Genomic DNA, 11,975 nt, shown 5'->3' on the forward strand with positions numbered 1-11,975 from the left:
TTTATATTGGACTGTTAAGAATAACAGTTCATATTAAGTGAGCTTTTTTAGTTAATAGTTAATTAGATAAGAGGAATATGTTTGAAATGTCTATAAAAGTATTTAATTTAAGAAAATTATAAAATTGATACAGATATATGTTTTAATGGTAAAATATAGTTAATAAATGTATATTTAAGTGATATGAAATATTTAGAGTTAGAATAAAGATAGGAGTTGAGGTAAGTGATAGGGACGATAGTTAATAGTGTAGCAGTTGTTATTGGTTGTTTAATTGGATTTATAATTAAGGGAAGATTAAAAACAAATATAAGTAATACTATAATGAGTGGACTTGGATTATGTGTATTATATATTGGTGTATCAGGAGCATTAAAAGGTGAAGATACTCTTTTGATGATAATATGTATTGTTATCGGAGCCTTAATAGGAGAATTAATAGATATAGATAAATGGTTAAGTAGATTGGGTGAGATAATAGAAAGAAAGGTAAATAAAGTTGGTAAGAGCAATATTTCAATTGCAGAAGGCTTTGTATCAGCAAGTCTTTTATTTTGTGTTGGAGCTATGGCTATAGTTGGCTCGTTAGAAAGCGGATTAAGAGGAAATCATGATACATTATTTGCAAAATCTTTATTAGATGGGGTAACTTCTATAATATTAACTTCGACATTAGGAATAGGAGTTATTTTTTCAGCTGTTACAATTTTTATATATCAAGGATTAATAACTTTGGGGGCAGGCATGTTAGCTAATGTTTTAAGTGAGTCAGTTATTAATAATATGACAGCAGTGGGTAGTTTACTGATAATAGGGCTGGGATTTAATATTTTAGGAATTACTAAAATTAAGGTAGCTAATATGTTACCAGCTGTTATTTTACCTGTTTTATTAGGGGTTTTTATGTAGATTTTAGAAGAATGATATTAGTATTATATTTGATAATATTAAATATAATTATAGTGATGTAGAGTAGTTAAGTGAATTGTTTAAGTATTATATGGTGCAAATTAAATAAAAAATATTAAATTAATGTATCTATTTAGTTGTTGTATTGAAAAAAAGTAAATAATGGTATAAAATTGAAAGTGAATTAATGTGCAAATATAAAATCTCTCTATTAACTCGTAAATTACGACAAAAATATCTAAAAAAATTAAAAAAGATACAAATGGTATTGAAAATACGAATAATATGTTTTATAATAAATTCATAATTCGTATACAATATAAATTAAAGAGTATATTATTTGAGGGGGAAATTAAAAATGAAAAAAAGAGCAATCGCATTAGCACTTTCTGCACTTGTGCTTACTGGTCTTGTTGGATGTGGAAGCAAATCAGAAGGGGGACAAACACCTGCTGAAGATGCAATGAAAGTCGGGATGGTTACTGACTCAGGGACAATTGATGATAAATCATTTAACCAAGGTACTTGGGAAGGTATAATAAAGGCAGAATCAGAACTTGGTATCGACAAGAACTATATAAAACCAGCAGGAGAAACAGAAGCTGATTACTTAAAAGAAATTCAAAATCTTTATGATACAGGATATAAATTTATAGTAACTCCTGGATTTAAATTTGAAACAGCTGTATTCCAAGCTCAAACAAAATATTCAGATGCTAAATTTGTAATTTTAGATGGAGCTCCACACTCAGGAGATTATAACAATGTTATAGCTGATAATACAGTTTCAATTATGTTTGCTGAACATGAATCTGGATTCTTAGCTGGTGTAGCAACTGCTTTAGAATTACAAGATGGTGAACTAGGATTCATTGGTGGATTAGAAATTCCTGCAGTTCAAAGATTTAACTGGGGATTCCAACAAGGTGTAGCTTATGCTAACGAAAACTTAGGAACTAAGATGTCAATAAAAGAAGAAAATGTTAAATATGCAAACAGTTTTGCTGATATCCCAGCAGGTAAGCAATTAGCTGCTACTATGTACGATAGAGGAGTTAAAGCTATATTCTGTGCTGCTGGTGGAACTGGACTAGGTGCTATAAACGAAGCTAAAGAAAGAGTTTCTAATGGAAATGAAGTTTGGGTTGTAGGTGTTGACGTTGACCAATATGCTGATGGTATATATGATGAAGCAAATAACAAATCAGTTGTTTTAACTTCTGCTATGAAGAAGATAGATACAGCTACATTTGATGTTATTAAAGCTGAATTAGATGGTGAATTCCCAGGTGGAGAACAATTAACATTTGATGCTAAGAATGACGGTGTTGGTATTCCTGCTGAGAATCCAAACTTAAGCAAAGAAACTACTGATAAAGTTGCAGAAGTATTTGAAAAGATCAAATCTGGAGAAATTGTGGTTTCAGGAGAACAAGGGGACTTAATAAAATAATTTTCTTGTAGAAATAGGTGAGCTTAAGCTCATCTATTTTTTTATTTTCAAGTAAAATGCAAAAATAAAGAGGATTCCGTTTAGAAAAAAGTAGATTGTTCTTTAAAACTATGAATTAAGCATATACTATTATTTATGAATATATATACTTAAAAACAAAAAGAATATACTAAATTGAATGCGTAAGTGATGTAAAATATAATTGAAATAAAGTTAATAGTAGTTGGAATGAATAGTGTTAATTTAAGTAGTAATAAATTCAATAAAGAAATCATTAAATAAAGTGGTTAAAGTTTTTTATGAAATTAAAGAAAGTAATATAAATGTTTCAAATGAAAAAGTATACATTGGAATCTGGCGAAAAGTTGAGGAATATAATAATAAACTTTTGAGAGTGATTTAATAAGATAGAGGTTATAAATGGAATTATATTACATAATATTGCAATTCAAAATATGACGAAAATTGTTGAAAATACGAAAGATATGATATATAATTTTAATATAATTTGTGTATCACTGTAGAGTGATAAAATAGAGTTTAAAAGTAAAAGTATATTAGTTCTGAATGTTGATTTTAGATTCAAAAAAAGTTCGGTATTTATTTTTAAATACTTTATGGAATTGTTTAACAATGATATTAAATATTGTATAATTAAAATTGAGACAGAGCTTTCAATAAGTAAAAAAATAGGAGGAGATCCGATGGAATATGTAGTAGAGATGCTGAATATTCGAAAAGAGTTTCCAGGGATTGTGGCGAACGATAATATCACACTTCAGTTAAAGAAGGGTGAAATTCATGCTCTTTTAGGAGAGAATGGTGCTGGTAAATCTACTTTAATGGGAATGCTTTTTGGTATGTATCAACCAGAAAAAGGGACGATAAAGATAAGAGGAAAAGAAGTTAAGATTTCTAATCCAAACGTAGCAAATGATTTGGGAATAGGAATGGTTCATCAACATTTTAAATTAGTTGAGAACTTTACTGTTACAGAAAATATTATTTTAGGTTATGAGCCTAAAAAATATATGACAGTAGACATAAAAAATGCAGCGAAAAAGATAGAGCAACTTTCTAAACAATATGGATTAAATGTTGACCCATATGCAAAGATAGAAGATATTTCTGTTGGTATGCAACAACGTGTTGAGATATTAAAGATGCTATACAGAGATGCTGAAGTTTTAATATTTGACGAACCTACAGCAGTATTAACTCCACAAGAAATAATAGAGTTAATAGATATAATGAAAAATCTTATTAAAGAAGGAAAGTCAGTTATATTAATTACACATAAGTTAAAAGAAATTAAAGAAGCTGCAGACCGTTGTACGGTTATAAGAAGAGGTAAATACATAGGAACTGTTGATGTAAAAGATACAGATGAAGCTGAAATGGCTAAAATGATGGTTGGTAGAGAAGTATCATTTAAGGTTGATAAAAAAGAAGCTAATCCTGGAGAAGTAGTTCTTAAGATAGACAAGCTATCAGTTAAAAATAATAAAAAAGTACTAGGATTAAAGGATTTTTCTATAGAATTAAGAAAAGGTGAAATTCTTGGGATAGCTGGTGTTGAAGGTAATGGACAAACTGAACTGGTTGAGGCATTAACTGGAATGAGACATATAGAATCAGGTGTTATAACGTACAAAAATATGGATATAACTAAAAGCTCTATTCGTGCAAGAATTGATAACGGTATAGCACATATTCCAGAAGATAGACATAAAAGAGGATTAATTCTAGATTATACTATAGAAGATAATATGGTTTTAAAAGCTTATAAAAAGAGACCTTTCTCAAAGAATGGGTTAATTAACAGAGCTAAGATAAGAGAGTATGCAAATCATATTATAGAAACTTTTGACGTAAGATCAGGTGAAGGTGGACAATCTATAGCTAGAGGTCTTTCAGGAGGAAACCAACAAAAAGCTATAATAGGACGTGAAATAGAATCAAATCCGGATTTATTAATCGCTGTACAACCTACAAGAGGATTAGATGTTGGTTCTATAGAGTATATTCATAAGAGATTGGTAGAACAAAGAGATGCTGGTAAGGCCGTATTACTTGTATCACTAGAATTAGATGAAGTTTTAAATGTATCAGATAGAATTGCTGTTATAAATAATGGTGAATTAATAGGTATAGTAAATGCTTCAGAAACAGATGAAAATGAAGTTGGTTTAATGATGGCTGGTATAAAGAGAGGTGACAAGTAATGGAAAAGAACAGAGGATTAAAGTCTATATTAGCTATAGTATTAGGTCTTTTAGCTGGTGCTCTTTTAATGTTAGCTATGGGGTTTGAACCAATCAAAGGTTATCAATTCCTATTCAAAGGTGGATTGATGAATATTGAAAGAATTGGTAATACGATAGCTACAGCAACTCCATTAATACTTACAGGTCTTTCAGTTGCCTTTGCATTTAGAACAGGGTTATTTAATATTGGTACTCCTGGGCAAATGTTATTTGGAGGATTTTGTACAATAGCAGTAGGTTTAAGCTTTGATTTACCAACTGTTGTTATAGTACCATTGATGGTTTTAGCTGGTATTTTAGGGGGAGCTTTATGGGCAATAGTTCCAGGGTTACTAAAAGCACTATTTAATGTTCATGAAGTTGTTTCGTCAATAATGATGAACTGGATTGCTTACTGGACAATATATTATACAGTTCCAAAATATTTTAAAGGTGAGTATTTGGAAACAGAATCTAGGATGTTACCAGAAACGGCAACATTAAGAGTAAAGTGGTTAAGTGATCTTTTCGGAGGTTCATATATTAACTTAGGTATTATACTAGCATTAGTTGCAGTATTTGTAGTTTGGTTTATATTAAATAAAACAGTTTTAGGATATGAATTAAAAGCAGTTGGATTTAATAGATTCGGTGCTGAATATGCAGGTATGCCTGTTAATAGAAATATAGTTATTTCTATGATGATTGCAGGTGCTTTATCTGGTCTTGCAGGTGTAATTCAGTATATGGGTAATGCAACAGTTATGCAAATAGGTGTAATGCCTTCTCAAGGATTTGATGGTATCGCAGTATCATTATTAGGGGCTAATACTCCAATAGGAGTTCTTTTCTCAGCGTTATTCTTTGGAATACTATATGTAGGAAAAGGATTTATGAATGCAGCTGTAAAAATACCACCAGAACTTGCAGATACTATAATAGCTACAATAATATACTTTGCAGCTACAAGCGTAGTTATGGATAAAGTTATTAAGAAGTTTAAGAATGTTAAAAAAGATAGACTAGAAAATAAGGCTAATTCATCAGAAAGGGCGGTGGAGAAATAATGTGGACAATAATTCAGCAGATATTTCCATATGCAATAGCTTATACAATTCCACTATTAATAGCAGCTCTAGGTGCTCTTTATTGTGAAAGAAGTGGTATTGTAAATATCGGTATTGAAGGGCTTATGGTTGTAGGATCATTTGCAGGAGCTTTCACCATTTCAAAACTACAAGCAGCTGGTGTTCCAGGAGCATTATGGATTGGATTATTAGTAGCAGCTTTAGTTGGGATGTTATTCTCGTTACTACATGCTTTTGCAAGTATTAATTTAAGTGCAAACCAAGTTATTAGTGGTACAGCTATTAATATGATAGCTGGTGCATTAACAGTTTTCTTAGCAAGAAACCTTACTGGAAGTGGTAATATAAGAGTAACATTAGGATTTATTCCAAAAGATATACCTGTACTTTCAGATATACCTGTAATAGGACCGTTATTATTTACAAGATCATATATAACTACATGGTTAGTGTTATTAATATTAGCTATATTTACATTTTTACTATACAAGACAAGCTTTGGTTTAAGATTAAGAGCTTGTGGGGAGCATCCTCAAGCAGCTGCAGCAGCAGGTGTTAATGTATATAAGATGAGATATATAGGAGTTATGATTTCAGGAGCTTTTGCAGCCTTAGGTGGAGCTATAATACTTGTAACTTACTCAGGAGAGTTTAATGGTAACGTAGCTGGATTAGGATTCTTAGCAATAGCAGCATTAATATTCGGACAATGGAAGCCATTAGGTATTTTAGGAGCTACATTATTCTTCGGATTTGCAACTACCCTTGCGAATGTATCTCAAGCTATACCTGAACTAAGTAGCATTCCACAGGTTGCATTAAAGGTATTCCCATATGTGGTTACTTTAATAGCGTTAATAATATTCTCTAAATCATCACAAGCACCAAAAGCAGCTGGTGAAACATTTGATGCAGGAAAGAGATAATAATAGTAAAAATAAGCCGTGCAAAATTTTGCACGGCTTATTTTTATATGAATTTTTAATCATTTTTAGAATGAAAAATACAGAGTTTTTTCATTTTATTTACATATTATTGTCATTAGTTATAAGTATTATAAATATGAAATTTAATGAAGGGACTGAAATAAATGGACTTTATATTTAGAGCAATTATAACTTTAAAAGAAAAATTAGGAAGAACATTGATTTTATTAAGTATCATGTTCGTTATATCAGCAGTTGTATTATCATCTTTTGGAATTCAATCAGCTACTGATGCAGCAGCTGTATTAGCAAGGCAAAAGTTAGGAGCAAATGTAACTTTATCACAGAATGTAGAAAAATTAATGCAAGAGCAAAGAGAGAATATGGCTGCTAATAGTGCAGAAGGAGAGAAACAAGGGGGAGGGGCAGGAAGATTTAATATAACTAGAGTACAAGTTCCTTTAGAATATATTGATGAGCTAAGTAGCAATGAAAGTGTTGTTGCATATTTAGCTACAAATAGTATCCAAGCTAACTTACATGAATTACTAGCAGTAGGAGCTAGTGAAGAAGAAACAATAGAGGAAACATCATCAAAACAAGGATTTGGTGGTGGAATGAATATGAAAGGTAGTATGGGAGATATCACATTCACTGGAATAAATGATTTTAAGACAACATCAGCTTATGTTAATGGTGAAGCGGAGCTATTAGAAGGTAGAGAACTTACTGAAGATGATTTAGGTACTAATAATATAATGATTGAAGAAAATTTTGCTATTGCAAATAATTTAGAAATTGGAAGTGAATTTAATATCACAAATATATCAGGTGAGAATTTAATTGGAGTTACAGTTATTGGAATATATAAAACATACACATCTATTGATGATAATGGATTAAGAAATACTGCAATGTTACCTTATAACAATATATATTCATCTTATACATTAGTTAATCTATTAAATGGAAAAGCAGAAAATTCAGGTGTTGATTCAATTACATTTTACTTAGATGATCCAGCTAATGTAGATAGTTTTTTAGAATATGGAGATAGCACATCAATTGATTTTGATACATTTATACTTGATGCAGGAAATAGAGAGTATGAAGCAATGATAGAACCTATTGAAAATGTTGCATCATTTTCTAAAATAACTATTTTAATAGTAGCAGTATTTGGTGGAGCAATTTTAGCATTAATTATAATGTTATCGATAAAAGATAGAATTCATGAAGTTGGAATTCTTATGTCATTAGGGGAAAAGAAGTTTAAAATAATAGGACAATTTACTGTTGAAGTGCTAACGGTTCTACTTCTTGCAATAGTAATTTCAGTAGCAGCAGGTAATACAATAAGTAATAAAATGAGTGATATATTATTAGCAAATGAATTGAAAACTGAGCAAACAGAAGTGAGTAATTTGGTTACTAGTGATAGACCTACCAAAGGAAATAAACCTATGATAGGGATGAATAGCTCTAGTACAACTGTAGATAAAATTGAAGAATTAAATGTTAATATAAGTCTTTTAGACATAGGAAAGATGTCTGGTATTTCGATATTAATAGCGATAATTGCTACTATCCTACCATCATTGATGATAATGAGATATAATCCAAAACAAATTCTAAGTAAACATAATTAATGGAGGAGTTAAATATGGAAGAAAGAGTTGAAAGAAAAAATGATGTTTTATTAAAAACTAAAGGGTTAGGATATTGGTACGACAATAATAAAAAGATATTAAATAATATAGATATGGAATTTGAGAAAGGGAAATTTTATTCTATAGTTGGATCATCAGGAAGTGGAAAAACTACATTATTATCATTAATTGCTGGATTAGACCAAGTAAAAGAGGGAGATATATTTTTAGGTGATAATAACATAAAAAATATTGGGTTAGATAATTACAGAAATAAACATGTTTCTATTATATTTCAAGGATATAATTTAATGAATTACATGACAGCGCTTCAAAATATAACTTCAGCTATGTCAATAAAAAAAATTAAAAAGGACGATAATAAGAAATTTGCTTTGGATATGATTAAACGTGTTGGATTGACAGAGGAACAAGCAAATCAAAAGGTATTAACGTTAAGTGGCGGACAACAGCAAAGAATTGCTATAGCAAGAGCCTTATGCTGTGATAATGATATTATAATAGCCGATGAACCAACTGGAAACTTAGATGATGAAACGACAGTAGAAATAATTAAATTATTTAAGGATATAGTTTATAAGGATGGTAAAACCGTTATTATGGTTACTCATGATAAGGATGTTGCTAAAGAAACGGATGAAATTTATGCTGTAAAAAATAAAGGGATAATAAAAATTAAATAGAAAATATAGAGAAATGGTTGAATTTTAAAATATATAAAAATTCAACCATTTTTCTTGTAAAAATACATTTAATGTTCACATTAGACACACAGAGTTACCATATAAACTTGTTATTATATTTCTAAAGAAAGAACTAGAAAGGACAGAAGTTTTATAGATGAGTAGCAGAAGAAGAAGGGTGTATAGAAGAAAAAAAAGAAGATATAGAAGAATTTTTATAATTAATTTATTTCTAATTTTTAGCTTAATATCGTTGATTAAAATTGTTAATATTTGTAGTGGGTTGATTAAGTCACCAGATGCAAGAATGGTTTCAAGTGATATTAATCTATTAGAAGATACTGATGTTTTTACAGTTTGTATTGATCCAGGTCATGGCGATTGGGATGTTGGTGCTATTGGTGTAAATGGTTCATATGAGAAAGATATTGTACTAGATATAGCACTTATAGTTGGAGAACTATTAGAAAATAGTGGGCTAAATGTTGTATACACGAGAAATAATGATACATTAAATTGGTCCGATGATTCTATAGAAAATTTATATGAAAGAGTTCGTATAAGCAAAGATAATAATGCGGACTTATTTATATCAATTCATTGTAATAGTGCATATGATTCTTCAGAGTATAAAGGAGTAGAGACATGGTATAATCCTAAAAGTAAGGAGAGTAAAGCTTTAGCATCATTGATACAAGACGAGTTGAGTAGCTTAGAGTATACAAATGATAGAGGAATAAAATTTTATAGTGATGATGCGCCTTTAGCAGTTCTAAATAATAATGATGCACCATCAGCTCTTATTGAATTAGGATTTTTAAGTAATTGGTCAGATGAAAATATTTTAACTTCGAAAATTTGGCAAAAAAATATAGCGGAAGCAATATGTAATGCAATTTTAAGCTATAAAGATTTAATTGAGTAAAAAAATCGCCAAGGCAATTAAGCAGTTGGCGATTTTTTACATGCATTTCATTAAATCTACTTTTTACAAAACATATTTATCATATAATTCAGTAAATAGTTTTATATGATACTCCTCGTCTAAGATGATTCTATTTATTATATCAACTATATGAGTATCATCTATTTGTTTTGCAGTTCTTTTATATTGAGCAATAGCTTCTTTTTCGTCTATTATATCGATAGTTAAAGCTTTTTTTAAATCTGTATTAAATGATAAAAATTCAGGAGTCCAAAGATTAGTTTTTTTATGTTTATATATCCAATAGCCAGGATCTTTTCCAAGCTTTACGATTAGCTCACCAAGTATTTGAAGATGATGCATTTCAACTATTGATATTCCCTTAATAGTTTCTGAAATATCTGGATATTTATTATCACTAAATGCTATTTCGTGGTACACATATTGGGTAACAGCTGAGAGCTCTGATACAGAACCAGCATAGTTCAATAAGATTAAGTTTGCGTAGATAGGATTTTTTTCGTTTACCTCTATTGGCGGATAAGGTATATTAACATAGTATTCCATAAAATTTTCTCCATAAATTATTTTAATAATATAGTATGAAGAAGAGTAAATAAAGTGAGAAGCACTTTGGTGAAAAGTTTGACTGCGTCAAAAGAGAAAGGGTCACTAACGTGACAGAGAAAATATTACCTTTGGTAATAGTGAAAAGTGTCTACATTAGTGCCTTTCATTTTAACTTAAGTTAACTTTTCCCCGCTACGTTAGTAGCCTTTTCACTTCGACGAAGTCGACTTTTCACCTGCTAGCTTTGCGAACAATTTCTTTCTAAATAAATCTATTTCTGATTTTTCCATAAGCTGATAAAGCTAAGGAATATGGTGCATCAAAAATGCTGTAGGATTCATCAGTGGAATAAAGATTATATAAAGGATATTTGTTGATTTTACCCTTATATAATAATGTTTTGTTTTCTAGGTCTAATAAATCCATAGGTCTAATAAGCTCTGGGAGCTTGTCTGTTTTGTAGATTCCAGATTCTATTAAAGCTTCAGCGACAAATTGTGAACAGAAATAATAATTTTCTCTTTTAATTGGTTTATTAAATAAAAGAGTAGCGGTCCCTAGTACGCTATATTTGTATTTTGACTTATCCATTAAAAATTTATCGATATGATTTTTTAATGAAGTATATTGTTCAGAAGTAACAGAAACCTTATATATTAGGCATTTACTTTCAGGAAACATTGAAAATACTCCTGAGTAAAGATTTTCTTCTACGAATCCAGCTGGAAGTACATATGCTGGATTTATACGTCCAAATGAATACATTGTTTGAAATGTCGGATCAAATGAGATAGATATATGTGCAAATTCTTTTTTTGTAAAGAATGAAATAACGTTAGAAAATAGAGTTCCAGTTTTTGAAAAAATTATGTAAATATCGTTATTAATCAATTTAATTCCCTCCCCCGTTTTATATATTCATATTTTACACCAAATTACCAGTAATGTTAATAAAAAATGAATAATTTTAATGAAAAGTAAATATAACAATAATAAAGTATTAATGGAAAAAATAATAGTAACATTTAACTTTATAAGTTATTTATGATAAAATAGTATAAATTAAATAAGAAAGTAAGGTACATATTATGGAATACACATTTAAATTTGATGAAAAAGAATATATATTAAATGAAGAAAATCTATATTGTTTTTTTAATGATGAAGAAAATCCTATTAATGATGTAGATGAAAAAAAGATTATAGAAATATTAAATAATAGTGATAAGGTAGACTTTTCTAAAGCATACTTTAATTTAGCTTGTGAGAATTGTCAAACAGGAGTTGAAGAAAAGAAGAAATTCTTTGATTTCTTAGGATATAATTTTTATATTTTCACAAAGAATGGAAAATACGTTGTAAGCAATATAGAACCACAATATGAAGGCTCAACATATGATAAGTTATATGCACTTGGTAAAGTTGATAACAGTTATTTAGTAACTATTAACGTATGTAAGCATTGTGGAGAATATTCAATAGAGATAGAAGAGTTTGAACTTTAA

General features: G+C 29.5%; 11 protein-coding genes. 9 read left to right on the forward strand and 2 right to left on the reverse strand.

The features are described from left to right. Window positions 1-225: 225 nt before the first annotated feature. From LQE93_RS10340 to LQE93_RS10375, 8 genes are all read left to right on the forward strand, one after another. The gene (locus LQE93_RS10340) at window positions 226-909 is read left to right on the forward strand and encodes a DUF554 domain-containing protein (protein WP_055266480.1); all 684 of its coding nucleotides are present in this window, start codon (window positions 226-228) and stop codon (window positions 907-909) included. A gap of 358 nt (window positions 910-1,267) precedes the next feature. Further along, a complete protein-coding gene (locus LQE93_RS10345; RefSeq protein WP_055266482.1) occupies window positions 1,268-2,362 on the forward strand; it encodes a BMP family lipoprotein in 1,095 nt (364 codons plus the stop codon). A 704-nt stretch (window positions 2,363-3,066) separates the two neighbouring features. Further along, entirely contained in the window at window positions 3,067-4,587 is a 1,521-nt protein-coding gene (locus LQE93_RS10350) for an ABC transporter ATP-binding protein (protein WP_055266484.1), read from the forward strand. Beyond that, the gene (locus LQE93_RS10355) at window positions 4,587-5,675 is read left to right on the forward strand and encodes an ABC transporter permease (protein ID WP_231073486.1); all 1,089 of its coding nucleotides are present in this window, start codon (window positions 4,587-4,589) and stop codon (window positions 5,673-5,675) included. The genes LQE93_RS10350 and LQE93_RS10355 overlap by 1 nt, the downstream gene beginning before the upstream one ends. Next, window positions 5,675-6,622, forward strand: a complete 948-nt coding sequence (locus LQE93_RS10360) for an ABC transporter permease (RefSeq protein WP_055266488.1) — start codon at window positions 5,675-5,677, stop codon at window positions 6,620-6,622. The genes LQE93_RS10355 and LQE93_RS10360 overlap by 1 nt, the downstream gene beginning before the upstream one ends. 164 nt (window positions 6,623-6,786) lie before the next feature. Beyond that, window positions 6,787-8,271 (forward strand): ABC transporter permease, encoded by a 1,485-nt coding sequence (locus LQE93_RS10365; RefSeq protein WP_231073487.1) that lies wholly within the window; start codon window positions 6,787-6,789, stop codon window positions 8,269-8,271. Window positions 8,272-8,285: 14 nt separating this feature from the next. Then, on the forward strand, window positions 8,286-8,975 hold the full coding sequence (locus tag LQE93_RS10370) for an ABC transporter ATP-binding protein (protein ID WP_231073489.1): 690 nt from the start codon (window positions 8,286-8,288) through the stop codon (window positions 8,973-8,975). A 157-nt stretch (window positions 8,976-9,132) separates the two neighbouring features. Further along, the gene (locus tag LQE93_RS10375) at window positions 9,133-9,900 is read left to right on the forward strand and encodes an N-acetylmuramoyl-L-alanine amidase family protein (RefSeq protein WP_231073491.1); all 768 of its coding nucleotides are present in this window, start codon (window positions 9,133-9,135) and stop codon (window positions 9,898-9,900) included. Window positions 9,901-9,963: 63 nt separating this feature from the next. Here LQE93_RS10375 and LQE93_RS10380 read toward each other — a convergent pair whose 3' ends face one another. Together LQE93_RS10380 and LQE93_RS10385 are read right to left on the reverse strand one after the other, a co-directional pair. After that, window positions 9,964-10,467, reverse strand: a complete 504-nt coding sequence (locus LQE93_RS10380; protein ID WP_231073492.1) for a ferritin-like domain-containing protein — start codon at window positions 10,465-10,467, stop codon at window positions 9,964-9,966. 264 nt (window positions 10,468-10,731) lie between these two features. Further along, the gene (locus LQE93_RS10385) at window positions 10,732-11,361 is read right to left on the reverse strand and encodes a hypothetical protein (protein WP_055266498.1); all 630 of its coding nucleotides are present in this window, start codon (window positions 11,359-11,361) and stop codon (window positions 10,732-10,734) included. A 197-nt stretch (window positions 11,362-11,558) separates the two neighbouring features. Here LQE93_RS10385 and LQE93_RS10390 point away from each other — a divergent pair, with 197 nt between their 5' ends. Continuing rightward, entirely contained in the window at window positions 11,559-11,975 is a 417-nt protein-coding gene (locus tag LQE93_RS10390; RefSeq protein ID WP_186838350.1) for a DUF3785 family protein, read from the forward strand.

It is taken from the genome of Clostridium sp. NSJ-145 (assembly GCF_021044725.1).
GTDB lineage: Bacteria > Bacillota > Clostridia > Clostridiales > Clostridiaceae > Clostridium > Clostridium disporicum_B.